Annotated in this window: 15 protein-coding genes and 1 rRNA gene; 4 read left to right on the forward strand and 12 right to left on the reverse strand. The window is 71.3% G+C overall.

The features are described 5' to 3' along the window. Window positions 1-3 precede the first annotated feature (3 nt). The 3 genes from ACZ6MA_RS05110 to ACZ6MA_RS05120 form a co-directional block, all read right to left on the reverse strand. Complete coding sequence (locus ACZ6MA_RS05110) at window positions 4-5013, reverse strand: NAD-glutamate dehydrogenase (protein ID WP_469431101.1); 5010 nt, start codon at window positions 5011-5013, stop codon at window positions 4-6. 495 nt (window positions 5014-5508) lie between these two features. Next, window positions 5509-6171 carry an HAD family hydrolase gene (locus ACZ6MA_RS05115; RefSeq protein WP_469431102.1) on the reverse strand — a complete coding sequence of 221 codons (663 nt, stop codon included), beginning with the start codon at window positions 6169-6171 and terminating at the stop codon, window positions 5509-5511. Window positions 6172-6228: 57 nt separating this feature from the next. Next, window positions 6229-6732 (reverse strand): DUF6912 family protein, encoded by a 504-nt coding sequence (locus ACZ6MA_RS05120; RefSeq protein ID WP_469431104.1) that lies wholly within the window; start codon window positions 6730-6732, stop codon window positions 6229-6231. Window positions 6733-7021: 289 nt separating this feature from the next. On the opposite strand from ACZ6MA_RS05120, the gene ACZ6MA_RS05125 reads away from it, so the two are divergent. Next, window positions 7022-7576: an Rv3235 family protein gene (locus ACZ6MA_RS05125; RefSeq protein ID WP_469431105.1), complete on the forward strand. Its 555-nt coding sequence runs from the start codon at window positions 7022-7024 to the stop codon at window positions 7574-7576. A gap of 77 nt (window positions 7577-7653) precedes the next feature. Here the strand turns inward: ACZ6MA_RS05125 and secA are convergent, their stop codons facing one another. Then, window positions 7654-10479 carry a preprotein translocase subunit SecA gene (gene secA / locus ACZ6MA_RS05130; protein WP_469431106.1) on the reverse strand — a complete coding sequence of 942 codons (2826 nt, stop codon included), beginning with the start codon at window positions 10477-10479 and terminating at the stop codon, window positions 7654-7656. Between the two features lie 292 nt (window positions 10480-10771). Between secA and ACZ6MA_RS05135 the strand changes: the two genes are divergently transcribed. Then, window positions 10772-11365, forward strand: a complete 594-nt coding sequence (locus ACZ6MA_RS05135) for a GNAT family N-acetyltransferase (RefSeq protein WP_469431108.1) — start codon at window positions 10772-10774, stop codon at window positions 11363-11365. Between the two features lie 342 nt (window positions 11366-11707). Then, window positions 11708-12919: a winged helix-turn-helix domain-containing protein gene (locus ACZ6MA_RS05140; RefSeq protein ID WP_469431110.1), complete on the forward strand. Its 1212-nt coding sequence runs from the start codon at window positions 11708-11710 to the stop codon at window positions 12917-12919. A gap of 66 nt (window positions 12920-12985) precedes the next feature. Here the strand turns inward: ACZ6MA_RS05140 and ACZ6MA_RS05145 are convergent, their stop codons facing one another. The 7 genes from ACZ6MA_RS05145 to mtnA form a co-directional block, all read right to left on the reverse strand. Continuing rightward, window positions 12986-13729: a response regulator gene (locus ACZ6MA_RS05145; RefSeq protein WP_469431112.1), complete on the reverse strand. Its 744-nt coding sequence runs from the start codon at window positions 13727-13729 to the stop codon at window positions 12986-12988. A gap of 226 nt (window positions 13730-13955) precedes the next feature. Next, window positions 13956-14639, reverse strand: a complete 684-nt coding sequence (gene hpf, locus ACZ6MA_RS05150) for a ribosome hibernation-promoting factor, HPF/YfiA family (protein WP_469431114.1) — start codon at window positions 14637-14639, stop codon at window positions 13956-13958. Between the two features lie 248 nt (window positions 14640-14887). Continuing rightward, window positions 14888-15691 (reverse strand): ComF family protein, encoded by an 804-nt coding sequence (locus ACZ6MA_RS05155; protein WP_469431115.1) that lies wholly within the window; start codon window positions 15689-15691, stop codon window positions 14888-14890. 122 nt (window positions 15692-15813) lie between these two features. Next, window positions 15814-17652: an LpqB family beta-propeller domain-containing protein gene (locus tag ACZ6MA_RS05160; RefSeq protein ID WP_469431117.1), complete on the reverse strand. Its 1839-nt coding sequence runs from the start codon at window positions 17650-17652 to the stop codon at window positions 15814-15816. Window positions 17653-17663: 11 nt separating this feature from the next. Then, window positions 17664-19649, reverse strand: a complete 1986-nt coding sequence (gene mtrB, locus ACZ6MA_RS05165) for an MtrAB system histidine kinase MtrB (protein ID WP_469431118.1) — start codon at window positions 19647-19649, stop codon at window positions 17664-17666. 1 nt (window position 19650) lies between these two features. Next, a complete protein-coding gene (mtrA, locus tag ACZ6MA_RS05170; protein WP_130878137.1) occupies window positions 19651-20328 on the reverse strand; it encodes a two-component system response regulator MtrA in 678 nt (225 codons plus the stop codon). Then, complete coding sequence (gene mtnA / locus ACZ6MA_RS05175) at window positions 20325-21482, reverse strand: S-methyl-5-thioribose-1-phosphate isomerase (RefSeq protein WP_469431121.1); 1158 nt, start codon at window positions 21480-21482, stop codon at window positions 20325-20327. The genes mtrA and mtnA overlap by 4 nt, the downstream gene beginning before the upstream one ends. 201 nt (window positions 21483-21683) lie before the next feature. On the opposite strand from mtnA, the gene ACZ6MA_RS05180 reads away from it, so the two are divergent. Then, on the forward strand, window positions 21684-22940 hold the full coding sequence (locus ACZ6MA_RS05180) for a DUF7847 domain-containing protein (RefSeq protein ID WP_469431123.1): 1257 nt from the start codon (window positions 21684-21686) through the stop codon (window positions 22938-22940). A gap of 199 nt (window positions 22941-23139) precedes the next feature. On the opposite strand, the gene rrf is transcribed toward ACZ6MA_RS05180, so the two are convergent. Further along, window positions 23140-23256: ribosomal RNA gene (gene rrf, locus ACZ6MA_RS05185) — 5S ribosomal RNA — on the reverse strand. Between the last annotated feature and the right edge of the window lie 147 nt (window positions 23257-23403).

Genomic DNA, 23403 nt, shown 5'->3' on the forward strand with positions numbered 1-23403 from the left:
GGATCAGTTGTGCGTACGCAGCAGGGTGCGCATCGTCCTCATCGCCACCGACAGGTTCGCCAGGTCGAACGCGTCCGAACCGCGGATCTCGTCCAGCGTCGTGCGCGCCCGGTTCAGCAGCGCGGCGTTCTTCTCCTCCCACGCCCGGAAGCGCTCCTCCGGCGAGGAGGTGCCGTTGCCGACGGCGAGGATGTCGGAGGTGAGCGCCGCGTGGGCCGAGTAGAGGTCCTCGCGGATGGAGGCGCGGGCCATGGACTGCCAGCGGTCGGACCGCGGCAGCTCGATGATCCGGTCCATCAGCTGGCTGATGTGCAGCCGGTCCCCGAGGTCGTAGTAGACCTCCGCGACGTCCAGCGGGTCCTTGCCCGTGCGCTCCCCGGTGGCGACGATGTCGAGCGCCGGGAAGACGGACGAGAAGCCCGCGACCCGCACCGCCAGGTCGTCCGGGACCCCGGCCTCGACCAGCTCGTCGTGGATGGACTGCCACCACTCGCTGTCCGCGCCGCGCAGCAGCTTGGGCAGCTGGAACCAGACCGCCGCCACGCCGTCGCGGAAGAAGTCGATGGTCTCGGCGAGCTGGAGCGGCTGCGGCCGGTTGTTGAGCAGCCAGCGGGTGCCGCGCTCGACCAGCCGCCGCGAGTGCAGCCGGATCCGGGTCTGCACCTCCGCCGCGACCTTGTTGTCGAGGGTCTCGACGGCGTCCCAGACCCGGCCCAGGCCGAAGATCTCACGGGCCGCGGTCTGCGCCCGGACGATCTCCTCCAGGGAGGCCCCGGTCTCTTCCCGCAGTCGGTGCAGGAAGGTCGAACCACCGCTGTTGACGGTGTCGTTGACCAGCACCGTCGTGATGATCTCGCGGCGCAGGGCGTGCGCGTCGATCTGCTCGGCGAAGGCCGTCCGCAGCGCCTCGGGGAAGTACGCGAACAGCAGCCGCTCGAGGTACTTGTCGTCCGGGAGGTCGGTGGCGAGCAGTTCCTCGGCCGTGGTGATCTTGATGTAGGCGAGCAGGACGGCCAGCTCGGGCTGGGTCAGCCCGCGGCCCTGGGAGAGCCGCTCCCGGATCTGCCGGTCGTTGGGCAGGAACTCCAGGGCACGGTCCAGATGCCCGTCGCGGGTCAGCCGGCGCATGATCCGCTGGTGGGCGTGGAGCAGGCTGGGGGCCTGGGCCACGGCGTTGGCGAGCGCGGTGTTCTGCGCGTAGTTGTTGCGCAGGACCAGCTCGCCGACCTCGTCGGTCATCTCGGCGAGCAGCTTGTTGCGCTGCTTGACGGTCATGTCACCGTCGATGACCAGGGCGTTGAGCAGGATCTTGATGTTCACCTCGTGGTCCGAGGTGTCCACGCCGGCGCTGTTGTCGATGGCGTCGGTGTTGATCCTGCCACCGGTGGACTCCGGTCCGCCGGACAGGGCGAACTCGATCCGGCCGAGCTGGGTCAGCCCCAGGTTGCCGCCCTCGCCGACGACCTTGACCCGCAGGTCCTGGCCGTCGACCCGGATCGCGTCGTTCGCCTTGTCGCCCACGTCCGCGTGCGACTCGGTCTGCGCCTTCACGTACGTGCCGATGCCGCCGTTCCACAGCAGGTCGACCGGCGCCTGCAGGATGGCCTTCATCAGCTCGGCGGGGGTCATCTTGCCGACGCCCGCCTCCAGGCCGAGGGCGGCCCGCACCTGCGCGTTGATCGGGATCGACTTCGCGCTGCGGGGGTGGATGCCACCGCCGTGGGAGAGCAGCGAGGTGTCGTAGTCGGCCCAGGAGGAGCGGGGCAGCTCGAACAGCCGGCGGCGCTCGGCGTAGGAGGTGGCCGCGTCCGGGTTGGGGTCGATGAAGATGTGCCGGTGGTCGAAGGCGGCCACCAGACGGATGTGCTCGGAGAGCAGCATGCCGTTGCCGAAGACGTCACCGGACATGTCACCGACGCCGACGACCGTGAAGTCCTCGGTCTGGGTGTCGTGGCCCAGCTCCTGGAAATGCCGCTTGACGGACTCCCAGGCGCCGCGGGCGGTGATGCCCATGCCCTTGTGGTCGTAGCCGGCGCTGCCGCCGGAGGCGAAGGCGTCACCGAGCCAGAAGCCGTACGACTGGGCGACCTCGTTGGCGATGTCGGAGAAGGTCGCCGTGCCCTTGTCGGCGGCGACGACGAGGTAGGTGTCGTCCTCGTCGTGGCGCACGACGTCCTTCGGCGGCACGACCTCGCCGCCCACCAGGTTGTCGGTGATGTCGAGCAGACCGGAGATGAAGGTCTTGTACGAGGCGATGCCCTCGGCGAGCCACGCGTCACGGTCCACCGACGGGTCCGGCAGCTGCTTGCCGACGAAGCCGCCCTTGGCGCCGACGGGCACGATGACGGTGTTCTTCACCATCTGCGCCTTGACCAGGCCGAGGACCTCGGTACGGAAGTCCTCACGCCGGTCGGACCAGCGCAGACCACCGCGCGCGACCTTGCCGAAGCGCAGGTGCACGCCCTCGACGCGCGGGGAGTAGACCCAGATCTCGAACGCCGGGCGCGGGGCCGGCAGGTCCGGGATCGCCTGCGGGTCGAGCTTGAGGGAGAGGTAACCGTGCGGCTGCCCGTCCGCAGTCCGCTGGAAGTGGTTGGTCCGCAGCGTGGCCTTGATGACGGTGAGGAAGGCCCGCAGGATGCGGTCCTCGTCCAGGCTCGCGACCTGGTCGAGGGCGCCGTCCAGCTCCTCCAGCAGCCCGTCGATCAGCTCGCGGCCGGCGTGCTGGAGCGCCGGCGACATCCGGGCCTCGAAGAGGTTGACCAGCAGCCGGGTGGTGTGGACGTTGGTGCTGAGGGTGTCCTCCATGTAGGACTGGCTGAACGGCGAACCGGCCTGCCGGAGGTACTTCGCGTACGCCCGCAGCACCATCGCCTGCCGCCAGTCGAGACCGGCCCGCAGCACCAGGTTGTTGAAGTTGTCGTTCTCCGCGCGGCCGGTCCAGACGGCGGCGAAGGCCTCCTGGAAGCGGACCCGGGCGTCGTCGCCCTCGACGTGCTCGGGCATCCGCAGACCGAAGTCGTAGATCCAGGCGGTCTTCCGGTCCGAGCAGCGCAGCTCGTACGGGCGCTCGTCGACGACCTCGACGCCGAGCCGCTGGAGCACCGGCAGCACGACGGACAGGGAGACGGGCTCACCCGTGCGGTAGATCTTGAAGCGGCGCTCGCCGGGGGCCGCGCCGACCGGCTCGTACAGGCTGAGTTCGAAGTCGTGCGGGCCGCCGGCCGTGGTCAGCTTCTCCAGGTGACCGAGGTCGGAGACGGCGCTGCGCGGGCTGTGGTCGGCCTTGTAGCCCTCGGGGAAGGCGTGGCCGTAGCGGCGCAGCAGCTCGGCGGCGCGCTCCTCGCCGACCTCGGCGGTCAGCGTCTCGGCGAAGCCGTCCGCCCAGGAGCGGGCGGCCTCGACCAGGCGGGCCTCGATGCGCTCGATGTCGGCGTCGGTGAGGTCGACCAGGGTGGCCCCGGGCTCGACGCGCACGACGAAGTGGAGGCGGGAGAGGACCGACTCGGTGTTCCAGGCGGTGAAGTCGACGCTGGTGCCGCCCAGCTCCTCCTTGAGGATCTCGATCAGCCGCAGCCGGACGCCGGTGGTGTACCGGTCGCGGGGCAGGTAGACGAGGGCGGAGTAGTAGCGCCCGTAGGTCTCCTGGCGCAGGTACAGCCGCAGCCGGCGGCGCTCCTGGAGGTAGAGCACGCTGGTGACGATGGTCCGCAGCTGGTCGGCCGGGGTCTGGAACAGCTCGTCGCGCGGGTAGGTCTCCAGGATCTGGAGCAGGTCGCGGCCGTCGTGGCTGTCCGGGGAGAAGCCCGCGTCGGCGAGGACCCGCTCGACCTTGCGGCGGACGACCGGGACGCGGCGCACGGACTCGGTGTACGCGGCGGAGGAGAACAGCCCCAGGAAGCGGCGCTCGCCGGTCACGTTGCCGTCGGCGTCGAAGGTCTTCACCCCGACGTAGTCGAGGTAGGAGGGGCGGTGCACGGTGGCGCGGCTGTTGGCCTTGGTGAGGACCAGCAGCTTGTGCTCGCGGGCCTTGGCGCGGGCGTCGGCGGGCAGCCGGCTGAAGGACGGCGACGCGGGGCCGGTGAGGTGGGCGTCGGGCCCGGCGTGGTGGCCCTCGCCGTGGTGCGAGGGGTCGGAGCGCAGAATGCCGAGGCCGGTGCCGGGGACGGCGGCGAGCACGTCCTCCTCGCCGTTGTCGGTGGTGACCTTCGTCAGCTCGTACTCGCGGTAGCCGAGGAAGGTGAAGTGGTCGGCGGCCAGCCAGCGCAGCAGCTCGCCGGCCTCGGCGACATCGGTGCCGGGGACGTCGGAGGGGACGGTCTCGGTGGGCAGGACCTCCGCGATGCGCAGCGCGGTGTCGCGCATCTTGCCCCAGTCCTCGACGGTCTCGCGGACGTCGGAGAGCACGCGCAGCAGGTCGGCGGCGATCTGCTTGAGGTCGCCGCGGTCGGTCTCGCGGTCGATCTCGACGTGGATCCAGGACTCGACGAGGGCGTCGTGCGGCAGCTCGGTCCCCTTGCCGGTGCCGTGGGCGTCGCAGTTGGAGCCGAGGACCTCGAGCAGGCGGCCGGTCAGATCACGGCGGACGATCACCTGCGGGTGGATCACGACGTGGATGCCGCGGCCCTGGCGGGACAGCTCGTTGGTGACGGAGTCGACCAGGAAGGGCATGTCGTCGGTGACGACCTCGACCACGGAGTGGCTGCACGTCCAGCCGTTCTCCTCGACGGTCGGGGTGTGCACCCGCACGTTGGCGGTGCCCTGCGGCCGGTTCTCGGCGAGCCGGTAGTGCGAGAGCGCGGCCCCGTAGACGTCGACCGGGTCACGGCCGGTGAGGTCCTCCGGGGCGGTGTGCAGGTAATAGCGCTGGAGGAACGCGGTCAGGGTCTCCGGGTCGAGACTGCCCTCGCCCTTCGGCCCGGTCGGTTGTTGCCCCCCGGCAGGGCTGTTCTCAGCGACACGGGCCGCCCGTTCGAGCAGCTCGGCCTTGGCTTCGTCCAGCTTGGTCTGCATGTCCTCTGGCTCCTGTCGCGCGCCGTTGCGTGACATAGATGGTGATGGCATCCCGTCGCGACGCGGGGTGTCCGGTCGTATTCGACGGTATGCCGGAATGAGGGAAGACCGGGCCGTTCCTGACGAACTTCGTCGGACGCGCCCGGTGGAAGGGATCAGCGGCCGCCCGGGCGAGGTGTCGCTCGGGGCGCAGGACAGGGGCGTCGTCGCCCCTGCTGGATATCGCGCTGATCACCTGGTAAGGCTATCGCTCTTCCGGGGGTTGCCGTCATGAGCCGTTTGTGTACAAAACCTGGGCCCGAAGTTTGACGGTCTGGACAGCGACGCGGAGCCGTTCGCCCCTCACATCTGGCCGAAAGTCGACGCTTGCCGGTCGAGGGGCCCGGCCGCTCGACGGCCGGGCGGCGCCGCGGTCCCGGTGCGCGGCCACCGACGCCCCGGCGGCCGGCCCCGGATCCTCGGGCGGCGCGGCCCCCGGCCGCGGCGGCCGCACGCTCAGCCGGCAAGCCGCTCCGCCTCCGCGACGGCTTCCGCCAGGCTGTCCACGACGGGCACCCCGGCCGCCACGAGGCTGGCCCGGCTGTGCGACCCGCCCGTGTACAGCACGGCGTGCGCGCCCACGTGGGCCGCGGCGATCGCGTCGTCGACGGCGTCCCCGATGACGACCGCGCGCCGCGCCGGTATGCCGCCGAGCCCGGCGAGGTGGCGGGCCATGTGCTCGGTCTTGCTGCCGCCCGACGGGCCGGTACGGCCGTCGACCCGGAGGAATCTCCGCTCGATGCCGAATCCGCGCACCAGCGGTACCAGCTGCTCGTGCCCGTACATCGACATGATCGACTGGGTGCCGCCGGCGCCCTGCCAGCTCTCCAGCAGTTCCTCGGCGCCGTCCGCGAGACCGCACCGCAGATGATGATCCAGATAGTGCCGGTGGAAGACCACGTCCATATGGTCCCACTCGGCCTGGGTGGGGAGGCGGCCCATCAGCCGTTCGTAGAAGCGCGGGATCGGGACGCAGTACAGCTCGCGGTACCGCTCCAGGGTGATCGGCTCCAGGCCGATCTCCGCGAAGGAGGCGTTGGTCGCCGACATCACCGCGTCGATGTCGTGAAAGAGCGTGCCGTTCCAGTCCCAGACGATGTGTGCCGCGTGCTTCCCCATGACAAGACCGTACCGACCACCGGTGACAACGCGCTGTCGGCCTCGCCGCGGCGCAGGTCAGAGGAGGTTCGGGAGCTCCTGGACGCCGAACCACATCAGCTCGTGGTCCTCCGCGCCGTCCACCGTGAACCGCGCGTCCTCGTCCCCGAGGTCCGCCGCGCCCAGCGCGGCCGCCGCGGCCGCGACATCGGCCTCGGCGTCGTCCGCGTCGACGTGCACGGCCGCCGCCTTCGCCAGCGGCACCGCCGCCGCGAGCCGCACCTCGCCGAGCGCGGACTCGTCCAGAGCGCGGTCCGGGTCGGCGACCGCCGCGCCCTCGGGCACGTCCACCGCCACGACGACCCGCCGGCGCGGGGCGCCGGGGTCGGCCGCGAGCCTGCGCAGCGAGGCCTGGGCGGCACGGCTGAGCGCCGCGTACTCCAGCTCCTCGATGTCGTCGGAGACGTACCACTCGCGCAGCGCGGGGGTGACCGCGTAGGCGTCCAGCGGAGCCGGGCCCAGCTGCCCCGCCTTGTGCGCCTCGGCGAGACCGGGAAGGGTCAGAGGGACGTAGACGCGCATGACCGCCGCTTTCGTGAAGTGCCGCGAGGCTTGACCAACCGTGCTGCCAGCATAAGGCGCAGGTCCCCCTTCGAAGTGCGGGAGCCCCGCGCCCGGGTGCCCCCGTTACCCCGCGGGCCCCGCCCCGCGCACGGCGCGCACCGCCTGATGGCCCTGATAGGTGAAGCCCGGCGGCCCGTCCCTGACCGGGCGGCCGTCCTTGCCGCCCCCGGAAGGGCGCCGATAGAAGATCACCGACCGAAGCTACCGCCCGGTATTCCCCGGGCCCGGCATCGCGGGGGCGATCCGTATGCAGACGATCCGCAGCACCACCCCGACCACAGGCAGGACCGGGGCCAGGACCGGCAGCAGGCCCGGGGCCAGACCCGGGGGAAGCACCGGGCCCGGTACCCGGGCGGGCGGCACCCGGGCCGCGTGGCCCCGGCGCACGGGCCCCGGACGGCCGGGCGGCGCGCTCCTGGCGCCGCCCGCCCGGCACCGCGAACGGGAACGGCTGCCGCGCTACTGGTTCGCCAACCGGCTGCTGCTCACCCTCAGCGGTCAGCGCCCGGTGCACTGGATGCTCGGGCACACCCTGGGGGCGGCGTACGACCAGCTGACCGCGCTGGCCCCGCAAGCCCCCCTGCGCCCCGCCCCACCGGGCCGCCGTACCCCCGTCGTCCGGCACTGCGACGAGTTCCGGCCACGGCCCGGAGTGATCGAGGCGTTCGCCCGGATCGCCTCCGGTGACCGGCTGCGGGCCCTGGCGTTCCGGCTGGAGCGCGGCGCGGACCTGCGCTGGCGGTGCTCGGCCGTCGAACTGGGCGGGGCCGCCACCACCCACGAGGCCGCCGCCCGGGGGTGAGAGAAAACGCGGGAGGCGGTGGCGGGGCACTCCCGTGCCCCGCCACCGCCTCCCACCGCGTCCGAGCGCGCCGGCGACTACTTCTTGCGGCGCCGGCCGCCGCCACCGTTCTTCTGGGCCTTGCGGCGCTCGGCGCGGGTCATGCCGTCCGCCTCGGACCGCACGGAGTCGTCATTGGCGAAGTCGCCCTCGACGACACCGCCCTCGCCGTCCACCGTCGGCGCGGAGAAGTGCAGCCGGTCGGGGCGCTGCGGGGCGTCCAGGCCCTTGGCCCGGATCTCGGGACGGCCACCGGCGGGCACCGCGTCCTGGACGTCCTTGCTGAGGGACGGGCGCTCCGCGCCGCCCTGCACCGGGACCTCCTCCAGCTGCTGGTCGACCTGGACCTCCAGGTTGAACAGGTAGCCGACGGACTCCTCCTTGATGCCCTCCATCATGGCGGTGAACATGTCGTAGCCCTCGCGCTGGTACTCCACCAGGGGGTCCTTCTGGGCCATGGCCCGCAGACCGATGCCCTCCTGGAGGTAGTCCATCTCGTAGAGGTGCTCACGCCACTTGCGGTCCAGCACCGACAGCACGACGCGGCGCTCCAGCTCGCGCATGATGTCCGAGCCGAGCTGCTCCTCGCGGGCCGCGTACTGCTCGTAGATGTCGTCCTTGATGGACTCGGCGATGAACTCGGCGGTGATGCCCGCCCGGTCACCGGCCGCCTCCTCCAGCTCCTCGACGGTGACCTTCACCGGGTAGAGCTGCTTGAAGGCGCTCCACAGCCGGTCCAGGTCCCACTCCTCGGCGAAGCCCTCGACGGTCTCCTGGCGGATGTAATCGTCGATGGTGTCGTCCATGAAGTGCTTGATCTGCTCCTGCAGGTCCTCGCCCTCCAGGACACGGCGGCGCTCGCCGTAGATGACCTCGCGCTGACGGTTGAGGACCTCGTCGTACTTCAGGACGTTCTTACGGGTCTCGAAGTTCTGCTGCTCGACCTGGGACTGCGCGGAGGCGATGGCCCGGGTGACCATCTTGTTCTCGATCGGCACGTCGTCCGGCACATTGGCCATGGCCATGACGCGCTCGACCATCTGGGCCTTGAACAGGCGCATCAGGTCGTCGCCCAGCGAGAGGTAGAAGCGGGACTCGCCCGGGTCGCCCTGGCGGCCGGAGCGGCCGCGCAGCTGGTTGTCGATGCGGCGCGACTCGTGCCGCTCGGTGCCCAGCACGTACAGCCCGCCGAGTTCCTTGACCTCCTCGAACTCCGCCTTCACCGCGGCCTCGGCGCGCTCCAGCGCCTCGGGCAGGGCCGCCGCCCACTCCTCGACGTGCTCGACCGGGTCCAGGCCGCGCTGGCGCAGCTCCGCCTCGGCGAGGTCGTCGGGGTTGCCGCCGAGCTTGATGTCGGTACCACGACCGGCCATGTTGGTGGCGACGGTGACGGCGCCCTTGCGGCCGGCCTGGGCGACGATCGTCGCCTCCCGGTCGTGCTGCTTGGCGTTGAGGACCTCGTGCTGGATGCCGCGCTTGGAGAGCTGCTGCGAGAGGTACTCGGACTTCTCGACGGAGGTGGTGCCGACCAGGATCGGCTGGCCCTTCTCGTGCTTCTCCGCGATGTCCTCGACGACGGCGGCGAACTTCGCGACCTCGGTGCGGTAGATGAGGTCGGACTGGTCCTGACGGACCATCGGGCGGTTCGTCGGGATCGGCACCACGCCGAGCTTGTAGATCTGGTGGAACTCGGCGGCCTCGGTCATGGCCGTACCGGTCATGCCGGAGAGCTTGTCGTAGAGGCGGAAGAAGTTCTGCAGGGTGATCGTGGCGAGCGTCTGGTTCTCGTCCTTGATGTCCACCCCTTCCTTCGCCTCGATCGCCTGGTGCATGCCCTCGTTGTAGCGGCGGCCGGCGAGGATACGGCCGGTGTGCTCGTCGACGATCATGACTTCGCCGTCCATGACGACGTAGTCCTTGTCCTTCTTGAAGAGTTCCTTCGCCTTGATGGCGTTGTTGAGGTACCCGACAAGAGGGGTGTTGACCGATTCGTAGAGATTGTCGATGCCGAGCCAGTCCTCGACCTTGGACACGCCGGCCTCGTGGATGGCGACCGTGCGCTTCTTCTCGTCGACCTCGTAGTCGCCGGTCTCCTCCAGGCCCTTCTGCGGGTTGGCCGCCTCGCCCTTGGTGAGCCGGGTGACCAGCTTGGCGAAGTCGCCGTACCACTTGGTGGCCTGGTCGGCGGGGCCGGAGATGATCAGCGGCGTACGGGCCTCGTCGACGAGGATCGAGTCGACCTCGTCGACGACCGCGAAGTTGTGACCGCGCTGCACCAGCTCGTCCTGCGACCACGCCATGTTGTCGCGCAGGTAGTCGAAGCCGAACTCGTTGTTCGTGCCGTACGTGATGTCGCAGGCGTACTGCTCGCGGCGCTGCGCCGGGGTCATGTTGGCGAGGATGCAGCCGACCGAGAGGCCGAGGAACTTGTGCACCCGGCCCATCAGCTCGGAGTCGCGCTCCGCGAGGTAGTCGTTGACCGTGATCAGGTGGACGCCCTTGCCGGACAGGGCGTTGAGATACGTGGGGAGGGTACCGACGAGGGTCTTGCCCTCACCGGTCTTCATCTCCGCGACGTATCCCAGGTGCAGGGCGGCACCGCCCATGAGCTGGACGTCGTAGTGCCGCTGGCCGAGCACCCGCTTGGCGGCCTCACGGACGGTCGCGAACGCCTCGGGAAGCAGGTCGTCCAGGCTTTCGCCGTCGGCGAACCGCTGCTTGTACTCGTCGGTCAGCGCACGCAGCTCGGCGTCGGAGAGGTTGACGAAGTCCTCTTCGATGGAATTGACCTGGTCCGCGATGCGGTGCAGCTTGCGCAGGATCTTGCCTTCTCCTGCACGCATGATCTTGCCGAAGACGGACACGTAGGCTGGCTCCTTGCCGGTCGGGCCTGGCGCTGGGGTGACCCCCGCCGCAGGCAGGGGTCGGGTGCGCGGGCACGACGGGACAGTCCCCGCCGCAACGGTCATCGTAAGCGAGGACCCCACCGCGCCGGGAGGTCCGTCAGCACGTAAACCGGGCATCACCCGCACAGTGAACGAACAGCCCGGCCCGAAGGTGCCGGTGCGGTGCCATTTCGGAAAGCCCGCCGGCCCCGTACCGGGCGGGGCGGGTAAAAGGGTCGCACCCACCCGGCCGACGGTTCACACTCCCCCCATGGAGCCCATAAACCTCACCACCGAGCGACTGGTGCTGCGCCCCTTCGTGCCCACCGACCGGGACGCCGTCCACGCCGCCTGCCAGGACCCGGAGATCTCGCGCTACACCGCGGTGCCTTCCCCGTACACCGCCGAGGACGCCCGCACCTTCATCGAGGAGACCGCCCCGGACGGCTGGCGGGACGACAGCTTGTACACGTTCGGTGTCTTCGCGCGCGAGGACGACCGGCTGGTGGGGTCGATGGGCCTGGTACGGCTCGCTCAGCTGCGCGCCCCCGAGCGCCAGGCGGAGCTGGGTTACTGGACGGCCAAGGACCAGCGCGGTCGCGGCTACACCACCGAGGCGGCCCGCGAGGTGATCCGCTGGGCCTTCGAGGAGCTGGGCGTCGAGCGGCTGGAGTGGTACGCGGAGGCGGGGAACACCGGGTCGCGCGGGGTCGCCCTCAAGGCCGGCTTCGTCATGGAGGGCACGATGCGCTCCAAGATCCCCTACAACGGCACGCGCCGCGACGCCTGGGTCGGCTCACTCCTGCCCTCCGACCTCGGCCTGCCCTCACAAGCCCCTTACCTGCCGTTCCCCGAACGGGGCTGACCGCTCGCGCGACGCGGTGTCCTCACGCGCCGGACGGGCTGGGCGGGGTGTCGGCGTCCTCAATCGCCGGACGGGCTGCTGTGCCGTGTCCTCAAACGCCGGACGGGCTGGTGAGCTCTGTCCTCAAACGCCGGACGGGCTGCTGTGGCTGGCCATGACAGCCAAGCCCAGCCAAATCAAGCCCGTCCGGCGATTGAGGACGCGCCCGCAGGGCGCCCGCCGCCGCAGGCGGCAAGACGGCCCGGTAGCCGAAGGAGCCGCCGGCCAGGCGAGAGGCACCACCGGCCGTCAGCCGAAGAACCGCCGGCCAGGCAACGGCCGGCCAGGCCTAGGGTGATCGCCATGACAACCCGTACGACAACTGCCGCCGCATCCAAGGGCCGTACGGCCACGGCCGAAGCGCGACTGTCCGCCGACGAGGCCCGGCGCATGGCGCTGCGCGCCCAGGGCCTGCTGGGCGCCCCGGACCGCCGGGCGGGGGTGCGCGGCGTGCTGCGCCACCTGGGGGCGGTGCAACTGGACACGATCTCCGTGCTGGCCCGCTCCCACGAGCTGGTGCCGTACGCGCGGCTGGGACCGGTGGGCCGGGCGGCGGTCGAGTCGGCGTACTGGACGGGCGACCACGCCTTCGAGTACTGGTCGCACGCGGCATGCGTCCTGCCCATCGAGGAGTGGCCGCACTTCGCCTTCCGGCGCCGGGCCATGAAGGCGCGCGGCCACCGCTGGCACGTGATGCGGGACTCCGAAAGCTCGTGCGCGGCCGTGCGGGACCGGCTCCGGGCCGAGGGCCCCCTGACGGCGACGGAATTGGGCGGCGCCAAGAACGGCGGCGAGTGGTACGACTGGTCCGAGACGAAGATCGCGGTGGAATGGCTGCTGGACACCGGCGAGGTGGTCTGCACCCGGCGGCGCGGCTGGAAGCGGGTGTACGACCTGGCCGAGCGGGCGGTCCCGGACGCCCTCCTGCACGACGACATCGACGACGCCGAGTGCACCCGGCGCCTGGTCGCGCAGGCCGGTGCCGCGATGGGCGTGGCCACCCGGGCCGACCTGGCGGACTATCACCGGCTCAAGAGCGAGCAGGTGGAGGCCGTCATAGCCGATACCGGGCTGGTACCGGTGGAGGTCGAGGGCTGGTCGAAGCCGGCGTGGGCGGACCCGGCCGCGCTGGCCCGCGAGTCCTCGGCGAAGGGCGGCCGGCATCGCACGACGCTGCTCTCGCCGTTCGACTCGCTGATCTGGGACCGGCCGCGCACCGAGCGGATCTTCGGATTCACCCACCGGCTGGAGGCGTACGTGCCCAAGCCGAAGCGGGTGCACGGCTACTTCGCGATGCCGCTGCTGTCGGGCGGCCGACTGCTGGGCCGGGTGGACCCGGCCCGCGAGGGCGGCACCCTGGTGGCCCGGCAGGTGTCGCTCGACGGCCCCAAGGCCGTGGCTCCCATGGCGCGGGCGCTCCGGGAGGCGGCCGAGTGGGTGGGCTGCGACTCGGTGCGGATCGAGCGCTGCGACGACGCGAAGCTGGCGGCGGCACTGGTCGCGGCGCTGGACTGACGGCTTCCCCCGGGCCCGCCCGGCATCGCCCGGCACCGCCGGCAGGCGGGGGCGGAGGCCGGGCGGTCAGCGGATTTCGAGGATCTTCTCCCGCATCGCGTAGACCACAGCCTCCATCCTGGAGTGCAGCTGAAGCTTCTCCAGGATGTTGCGGACGTGGTTCTTCACGGTGTTCTCGCTGATGAACAACTCCTTGGCGATGTCACGGTTGTTCATCCCGGTGGCGACGAGCTTCAGCACCTCCAGCTCACGGTCCGTGAGCCGGGGCGCCGGCACCAGCCGGCGTTCGTCCGTGCGCTGGATCATCGACTTGAACTCGGTCAGCAGCTTGGACGCCATCGACGGGCTGATCTGCGACTGACCGTCCGCGACCGCGCGGATGGCGGTCGCCACCTCGTCGGTGGAGATCTCCTTGAGGAGGTAACCGGTCGCCCCCGCCTTGATCGCGTCGTAGAGGTCGGCCTCCTCGTCGCTGATCGTCAGCATGATGATCTTGGCGCTGGGGGCCACTTCCTTGATGGAGGTGCAGGCCTCGATGCCACCGCGTTTGGGCATCCGCACATCCATCAGCACGATGTCCGGCAGCAGATCGGCGGCCTTGTCCACCGCCTCCGCGCCGTCCCCGGCCTCGCCCACGACCTGGATGTCCTCCTCGTGGAAGAGGACGATCTCCAGCCCGCGCCGGAACAGCGCGTGGTCGTCCACGACCAGGACGCGGATCGGCTCCGCGCGGGCGGGGTTCCGCTCCGCTCGGGCACCCTCGTCGTCGTCCTCGCCGGGCACGAGTCCGGGCCCGAACCTGTCCGCCATCGTTCCTCCCCCTGAAGGCCGTGGCCCCTCGCGGATGCGGCTGTGCTGCGCGGCCAACCGGTTTCGGCGGACCGGCGGTTGGCCGCCCGGCCATGATTCCATGCCGGGGCCGCGGAGAGGCGCTTCTGAGGACGCAGGTTGATGCCCTCGGAAGCGCTGCGGCGCTTCGAGGGCATCAACTCGAAGGGCTACGACTCACGGCGCGGGGCGCCGGGGCCTGCCGAGGTCAGCCGCCGAGCGAACCGCCCGCACCGCCGGGCTCCTCGGAGAACGGGTCGGCGTTGAGGTGGATGACGCCGTAGTCGTAGGCGTGCCGCCGGTAGACGACACTGGGCATCTTCGTGTCGGAGTCGACGAACAGATAGAAGTCGTGACCGACCAACTCCATCTCGTAGAGCGCCTGGTCGAGGGTCATCGGGGCGGCGGCATGGGTCTTCTCGCGGACCACGAGCGGCCCTTCGCCCTGGACCTCCAGGGGACCGATGCGCGTGACCGGCACCTTGTTCGCCGACTGCCCGACGGCCAGCTCGCCGTCGTCGGTCAGCTCCGCGGCGCCGACGGTCACCGCTACATCGCTGGCCGGGATCCGTCCGTTGCCCCGGCGGGTGTGACGCTTGTCGTTCTGCTTGCGCAGCCGCGCCTCCAGCTTGCTGGTGGCCAGGTCGAGCGCGGCGTAGGGATCCGACGACGACGCTTCCGCCCGGATCACCGGGCCACGGGAGCGGACCGTGATCTCCACACGGTCGGAGCGGTCGGCCTGCCTCGGGTTGGGCTCCTTGGACACCTCGACGTCGAGGCTGATCACCTTGCCGTCGAGCTTCTGGATCTTGTCCAGCTTCAGCTTCTCGGCCACGTGCTTGCGAAAGCGCTCGGGCACCTCTGTCTTGCGGCCCTTGACGACGATGTCCACGCAGAACTCCGTTCCCGGATCGCCCCGCCGAAGGTGCGGAGCGCATCCCTCTTGCATCAGACCCCGGGGATACCCGGGGTCACCGACTCGGCGGTTTCACCTCCTCCTGCCCCGTCGACAAGATCTACACCCCATCGGCTTCCAGCTTCCGCGAAAGCGCGCAAAGCGCGCCATTCGGAGATAAGAGGCATAGAGCTTGCCCTTCCTCACAACCGAACATATCTCGCCCGGACGCCCGTCGGTACCCCTTACCGGGCCGTACCTCCATTCAGGTGTTTCCCCGCCGTTCGCCCCGGGAACGGCGCGCCGTCACCCGGGGTTCCACCGGGGGCCGGGCCGGGTAGGAGCGTCCGCTCCGGGGCCGCTACCACCGCGGCCCCCAGCACCCGGCCGCCCGCCGCGGAGACCGTCCGCGCGGCCTCCACCAGCGAGGACCCGGTCGTCATGAGGTCGTCCACCAACACCACCGGCCCTCCCGCGCGCCACAGCCGTTCCACTCCCCCGGCTACCCCCAGGGCCCCCGACACATTCGCCCATCGCTGCCCGGCATCGAGCCCCGACTGATCGGCCACGGTCCGTCGCTGCCGCAGCACCGCCGCGACCCGCGCGGGCTGCCCGGCGCTCCGCAACGCCCGCCCGGCCGCCAGCGCGAGCCGTCGCCCCGCGTCATGCCCGCGGCCCGCGACCGCCCGCCGCGCGGAAGGCACCGGCACGAGCAGCAACGGGCCGCTCCCGCCCGGCAGGCCCCACCACCCGGCCTCCCGGCCCACCGCGCGCACCGCGCCCGCCAGCGCGGCGCCCAGCGGCTCCGCCAGGCCCAGGGCTCCCCGCTCCTTGTGGGCGAGCAGCACGGCCCGCACCCGGTCCGCGTACGCCGCGGCGGCCCGCACGGGCGGCAGCCCCGCCGGCACCGGATCGGGCCACACCCTGCGGGCGCCCCGGCCGGACAGCTCCCGGCGGCACTCCTCGCACAGCACGGACCGCGGCAGGCCGCACCCCGCGCAAAGGACCGGCAGCACCAGCCCGGTGATCTCCCGCCACCATCCGCGCATACCTCAACTGTCCCGCCCCGGGACCGCCCCTGCCACCCCTGTGGAAAACCCGCCGCGGATCACGAAAACCGCAGCGTGACGGCCCCGGCCCACCCCCACGGGGGCGACGAACGCGGCCGGGCCTAGCCCGGGTAGACCGGCGCCGAACCGTCCTTGGCCACCCAGTTCCAGTTCATGTCCGGCAGCAGGCGGACGATGCCGTCCTCCCGCTCCGCGACCAGCGCGGGGGCCTTCTTCGAGTTCCCCGGAGTGGTCGGGTTCTCCGGGGCCGCGATGCCCCGCACCCCCGTGATGCCCGGCAGCGCCGAGGCGTTCGACCGCGATCCGTCGGTCTCGATGTACAGCAACTGCTGCAGACCGCCCCGCTCGTTGCCCGCCACCAGCAGCCGGCTGCCGCCCGCCCAGGACACGGCGTCGACCTCCTCCAGCTTCGGTGCCACGGAACGCAGCTCCTGCACCGACAGGCTCGGCCGCCCGGCGCTCATCCGCCGCTCGACCCGGCCCAGCTTCAAGACCTTGCGGTCGCCCTTGGAGACCAGCAGGGCGATCCGCACCCCGTCCGCCGCGACCCGCAGCCCCGCGATGCGCTCGCCGTCGAGCCTGGGCACCCGCACCTCCTCCGGCGCGCCCGTACCGCCGGGCAGCCGCAGCAGCCGCGGCCGGTCGGGATCCTGGTCGGCGACCCACAGATCACCCAGCCCGTCCCAGCTCGGCGCCGTCAGCCCCGCCGCCGCCCGGGAGGTCACCCGGGCATCCCCCAGGGCCGCCCCGTGCTCCATGCGGGCCACGTACAGCGACTGCCCGTTGGCGGACACACCGGCCGCACGCTCCTCCCCGCGGTCCACCGCCACCGATCTGAGGGGGACGGTGCCCTCGGCGCCGAACGGGCCCGTCACGCGCTTGGGCGTGCTCTCGCCGTCGCTCAGGCTCACCATCCGGTGCTGGGCGTCGAGGAAGTACTGCCGCTCGGCGTGCCCCACCGCCTGGTCGGGGGCGTACCGCTGCTGCGCCTGCTCCCGGCCCAGCGCGCACAGCTGCGCACCGCCCTTGGCGCGCTGCAACGTGACGCTGCTGACCGTGGCCGACTCCTGCACGGTGTAGAAGAGCTGCGCCGCCATGCGCAGGCACTGCTGGGGGTCGATGCCCGCCGCCCGGTCGGTGAGCCGCACCTTGAGGACGTTGGAATCGTCCAGCGAGAGCCGCTCGTCGGCCACCTTCGTGCCGGTCGGGAAGGCCGTCGCGGCGACCGGGTCGAGCCAGTTCGTCGGCCCGTCCAGCAGCGCCTTGACCGTGGAGGTCACCGGGTCGATCCGCTTGCGCAGATAGACGGGGTCGGCGACGAGCACGTCACGCGCCGCCTTGCCCGGCCCCAGCTCCGCGAAGTAGTACTTGTTGACCGGCCGGTAGATGCGCTGGAAGTCGGAGACGCCGAGCACCAGCCCGGGCGGCAGGTCGTCGATGCGCCACTCGCCGCCCTCGCGCGCGACATGGATCGCCGTCTTGTACGGGCGCTCGTCCGGCTTGTAGGCGTGCTTGGCGTCCACCTTGGCGACCTGCTTGCCGACCAGGGTGATCGTGTACTCCTCCTGCTCCCGGCCGCCCGTGCGCTCCACGTTCACCTGCGGCGGGTCGGAGAGCACGGTCGTCGACGTCGACGGGTCCCACTGCCGCTTCACGCCCTTGGACAGATACATCCGGGCCGTGGCGTAGTTCGGGTCGTCGCTCGTCGTCGCCTCGAGGAAGCCGGTCACCAGTTCCTGCGGCTGCTCGTGCTTGCGCGGCGCCACCCCGTACACGCGTACCTGCGAGTCGGCGTCGGCCCGCTGCGAGGAGTCCACCTGGTTCACATCGCCGCTGTCCGGCATGGACGCGCAACCGGCCAGGAGCGCGCCGCTGAGCCCCAGCGCGAGGAGGCCCGCCGCCGAGCCCGGCCGGCCGCGCCGATCGCCCCCAGCGCCCACGCGCCCGCCTCTCACGTTCTGCTCCGGTCCTGCGGGCCACTGCCCGCGCTGTTGTCATGGCGCGCGCCACCCGGGCGCGTCACCACCCGCGCGCCGCTGCCCGGCAGCGCCGTCGGGTCGGCGGCGGCCCGGACGTTGCGCGTCTGGGCCGGGACGGCGGCGGGCAGCGGCGCGGGGCCGGGCGCACCCCGGCCGGAGGCCGTGACCGGCACCCCGGACTCGTTCAGCCCCCGGTTGCGGCGGGAGTCCTCCGGCTCCAGCGGGATCGGCGAGCCGCGCAGCGAGTCGCCCGCCGTGCGCGGCAGCGTCAGCCGGAACTGCGAACCGCCGCCCGGCTCGCCCCACGCCTGGAGCCAGCCGCCGTGCAGCCGCGCGTCCTCCACGGCGATGGACAGCCCGAGACCGGTACCACCGGTCGTCCGGGCACGGGCGGGGTCGGCCCGCCAGAAGCGGTTGAAGACCCGGGTGGCCTCGCCGGGCTTGAGCCCCACGCCGTAGTCGCGCACCGCGACCGCGACCGCGCCACCGGCGGCGGCGAGCCGTACGACGACGTCCCGCCCGTCCCCGTGCTCGACGGCGTTGACCACGAGGTTGCGCAGCACCCGCTCCACCCGCCGGGCATCCGCCTCGACGATCACCGGCTGTTCGGCGCCCCGCACGAGCAGTCGGCTGCCCTTGCGCTCCGCCAGCGGCAGCGCCGCGTCGACCACCCGGTTCACCACGTCCCGCAGATCGATGGGCTCGGCCTCCAGGGCCGCCGCGCCCGCGTCGAACCGGCTGATCTCCAGCAGATCGGACAGCAGCGACTCGAAACGGTCGACCTGCCCGTACAGCAGCTCGGCGGAGCGCGCGGTGACCGGGTCGAAGTCCTCGCGCGCCTCGTGAATGACCTCCGCGGCCATCCGTACGGTCGTCAGCGGGGTCCGCAGCTCGTGCGAGACGTCGGAGACGAACCGCCGCTGCATCCGCGACAGCTCCTCCAACTGCTGGATCTTGACCTGGAGGTTCTGCGCCATCTTGTTGAAGGCTTCACCCAGACGGGCGATGTCGTCCTCGCCGGTGACCTTCATGCGCTCCTGGAGCACCCCCGCCGCGAGCCGCTCGGAGATCCCCGCGGCCATCCGCACGGGCGTGACGATCTGCCGCACGACGAGCCAGGCGATGGCACCGAGCAGCACCACGACGAACACCCCGGCGGTCGCCAGCGTGGTCTTCACCAGCGTCAGCGACTTCTCCTCCTGGGTGAACGGGAAGAGGTAGTAGAGCTGGTACGGCTTGCCATTGACGTCGTAGAGCCGCTTGCCGACCGCCAGCGCCGGCGCCCCCTCGTCCGAGGAGTTGCGCTTGATCGACGCGGGCGTCTCGAAGGCACCGTTCGCGCTGTCCACCTTGCGGCGCAGCTCGGCGGGCACGCTCTGCTCGGGGTCGATGTCCCCCGAGGCACGCGGCCCGCGCGTGCCCACGGAGGTGGTGTCGGTGGCGTCCGCGCTGAGCGCCACCACGTGATAGACGCCCTGCCCGCCACTGGCGAGCTGCTGCACCAGCTGGGTCAGCCAGGCCCCGGAATCCGGCAGCCCGCGCCCACCGGCCTGGGTCGCTTCCTGGCTACGGTCGGCGGCCCCGTCGGCGGCGTCCCGGGCAGCCTTGAAACCGCCCTCGGCCTGGCTCATCGACGCGTGCCGCTTGGCGTCCAGCAGACCGTTGCGCATCTGGCCGATGACGACCACGCCGAGCAGCAGGACCACACCCAGCGACATCAGCAAGGTGGTGGCGACCACCCGCACCTGGATGTTCCGCCGCCACAGCCGCATCGCGGGCAGCAGCGGCTGCCGCACCCACCGCACGTACAGCCTCAGCACCGGATGCACCGGCCCCGCGGCCGCGCCGTCGGGCAGCAGCCGCGCGGCACGCCACAGCCGGCGGAAGAAAGATATGCCGCCCGTCGCGTCGACGGGCCGCCCCGCGCCCCGCTCCGGGGCGGCACCGTTGCCCGACATGTCAGCTCGGCCCGGCCTTGTAGCCCACACCGCGCACGGTCACCACGATCTCCGGCCGCTCGGGGTCCTTCTCGACCTTGGAGCGCAGCCTCTGCACGTGCACATTGACCAGCCGGGTGTCCGCCGCGTGACGGTAGCCCCACACCTGCTCCAGGAGCACCTCACGGGTGAACACCTGCCACGGCTTGCGGGCCAGCGCGACGAGGAGGTCGAACTCCAGCGGCGTCAGCGCGATCGGCTGGCCGTCGCGCTTGACCGAGTGCCCGGCCACGTCGATGACCAGGTCCCCGATCGCCAGCTGCTCCGGCGCCGGCTCCTCCGACCTGCGCAGCCTCGCCCTGATCCGGGCCACCAGCTCCTTCGGCTTGAACGGCTTGACGATGTAATCGTCCGCCCCGGACTCCAGTCCGACCACCACATCGACCGTGTCACTCTTCGCGGTCAACATCACGATCGGCACGCCGGACTCGGACCGGATCAGCCTGCACACCTCAATGCCGTCCCGGCCGGGCAGCATCAGATCGAGCAGAACAAGATCCGGTTTGGTCTCACGAAAAGCAGCGAGTGCCTTGTCGCCATCAGCTACAAACGACGGCTCGAAACCCTCACCACGCAGCACAATGCCGAGCATCTCGGCCAGTGCGGTGTCGTCGTCGACGACAAGGACGCGTCCCTTCATATCGACATCATCCCATTACCCGATCGTGACCTGGCACACAGCTCCGCGAGACCAGCCTCCGTTACCGGCGAAACAACCCCGTTTTCCGTGACAATTGCCGTCACCAACTCGGGCGGTGTGATATCGAACGCAGGGTTGTACGCCTGCGTCCCGAGGGGGGCGATCGGCACCCCGGAACCCGCCTCGTCCCCGGCCCCGGGCACCTGCGGCACGGCTATCTCCGTCACCTCGTGCCCCGGCCGCTGCTCCACCTCGATCGCGGCGCCCTCCGGGGTCTCGAGGTCAACCGTCGTGATCGGCGCGACGACGACGAACGGCACATGGTGATAGCGGGCCAGGACGGCCAGCGGATAGCTGCCCACCTTGTTGGCCACCGAACCGTCGGCGGTGATCCGGTCCGCGCCGATCAGGACCGCGTCCACCTCGCCCGCCGCGAACAGCGAGCCCGCCGCGTTGTCCGTCAGCAGCGTGTACGACATCCCGGCCCGGGCCGCCTCGTACGCCGTCAGCCGGGCGCCCTGCAGCAGGGGCCGCGTCTCGTCCACCCACAGGCGCCTCAGCCGTCCCGCCCGGTGTGCGGCGTTGACGACCGCCAGGGCTGTTCCCCCGCCCCCGGACACCAGGGCACCGGTGTTGCAGTGGGTGAGGAGCCGCAGACCGCCGCCGGGCAGCAGCTCGTCCAGCAGCGCCAGACCGTGCCCCGCCATCAGCTCACTGGCCCGCGCGTCCTGCCGGTGCAGTTCCCGGGCCTCGGCCAGGGCGGCCGCAGCGGCCCCCTGAGCGTCCGCGCCGCCCTTGAGAGCCCCCCGGTAGGCCGCCAGGGCCCTGGAGACGCCGTACGCGAGATTGACGGCCGTGGGACGCGCGTGGGCCAGCAGTTCGGCGGCGTCGTCCACCTCGAAGCCCCGGACGGCCGCGAGCGCCACCCCGTAGGCCCCGGCGATGCCGAGCAGCGGGGCGCCGCGCACGGCGAGCGTGCGTATCGCCTCCACCAGCGCGGGGACGTCCGTGCAGACGAGTTCGATCTCCTCGGCGGGCAGCCGCCGCTGGTCCAGGACCACCAGCACGGGCCCTTCGGGGGGCTCCTCCCAGCGCAGTGCGGGAGTCGGGGAGGACGCGCCGGGAGCCGCGGATTCCGCGTACTGATCAGCCATTGGTCCAGTCTGCCCCGCGCACCCCGACTAATGAAGGTCGCCCTCGACTCTCTCCCCCTTACGAGCCCACCTGGCCGCCCGGACATCCTCCCCGCACGGGGTCGTTCACGAGCCCACCGCCGCCCCGGACCCGCGTGACACGATGACGAGCAATCGCTCGCCGCCGCACCGGCGAACGGGCACCGAGAAGGAGCGACGACCATGAACGACTCTCCGGGCCGCACCCCGCCCGGGTCCCCCTCCGACGAGCAGGTCAACGGCGTCCCCGCCCAGTCCTCCCCCACGGACGACCGGGCCGGACGCGCGGAAGAGCCGCCCGGACGCGCGGAGGAGGCCGTACCCGCCGCTCAGTGGGCCCGGGAGCAGCCCCCCGGGGGCCCGTGGTCCACCCCTCCGGCGGGCTCCCCGTCCGCACCCCGCCGCCCCACCCGGACCCGGGCCGGCGGCAACGGCGGCCCCACGGGCCCGTACCCGCCCCACCAGGGCGCCTGGGGCGCACACCACTGGGCGCCGCTTCCGCCCGCGCCGCAACCGGGCGTCATCCCGCTGCGGCCACTGGGCGTGGGCGAGATCCTGGAGGGCGCGTTCGGCACCCTCCGCCGGCACTGGCGGACGGCCCTGGGCATCTCCCTGGCGGTGGCGGTGGCCACTCAGGCCGTGACGACCGTGGTCACCGGTGTGTGGTTCCGCGACAACCCGGGTTTCGAATACCTCGACAACCCCGCCTCGGCGTCGCCCGGGGAGACCCTGGACGCCATAGGTGAGAGCCTGCCCGGCACGCTGGTGACATCGCTCGTGGGCCTGCTGGGCTCGATCGTCGCCACGGCACTGCTGACAGTCGTCGTCAGCCGCGCCGTGCTGGGCCGCTCGACGTCGGTCGGCGATGCCTGGCGGAGCGCACGGCCTCAGCTGCTCCGTCTGACCGGTCTGCTCTTCCTGCTGCCGGCCCTGATCGTCGGTGTCTTCGGCATCGCGGTCGCACCCGGCCTGCTGATCTCGGCGGCGGGAGCGAAGGCAGTGGGCGTGGGTGTCGCCCTGTTCGGCAGTCTCGCGGGGATGGCGGGGGCCGCGTGGCTCTGGGTTCAATTCAGCCTGGCCGCACCCGCCCTGATGCTGGAAAAGCAAGGCGTGTTCGCGTCGCTGCGCCGTTCGGCGAAGCTCGTACGCGGTTCCTGGTGGCGAATCTTCGGCGTACAGCTGCTCGCCGTATTCCTGGTATTCGTGGTGGCCACAGTTATCGGCATTCCCGTCGGCATCATTGAAATGATCTTCACGGGTGAGGGCGGCACTTCCGGCACCCTCGACTGGGGCACTTTGATCGTCTCCGGCATCGCGGCGGTCATCAGCACGACGCTGATGGCACCGATCACGGCCGGCGTGACCGCGCTGCTTTATTTGGATCAGCGCATCCGTCGTGAATCCCTCGACCTCGAACTGGCACAAGCGGCCGCGAAGTAATTCGGATTCGTTTCCCCTGGGCCCCTGGCCCCGAGTGCATGGCTCGGGGCCGGGGGAAGAGGGAAGCAGGGGGCGACGACGGGGTACGACGGGGACTCGGTATTCCCGGCCGGCACTCCTGGCCCGCTGATTCCGGCCGGAAACGCAGAATAGCCCCCGCAGGAACCCGAAGGCTCCCACAGGGGCTACTCTAAAAATTGTTCGGCGGCGTCCTACTCTCCCACACGGTCCCCCATGCAGTACCATCGGCGCTGAAAGGCTTAGCTTCCGGGTTCGGAATGTAACCGGGCGTTTCCCTAACGCAATGACCACCGAAACTCTATGAAATTAACCAACCGGACAGCAACACGGTCGTTACTTCAGAACCTACACAGTGGACGCGAGCAACTGAGGACAAGCCCTCGGCCTATTAGTACCAGTCAGCTCCAACCGTTACCGGTCTTCCACACCTGGCCTATCAACC

The sequence above is a fragment of the Streptomyces sp. NPDC042259 genome, assembly GCF_055582085.1.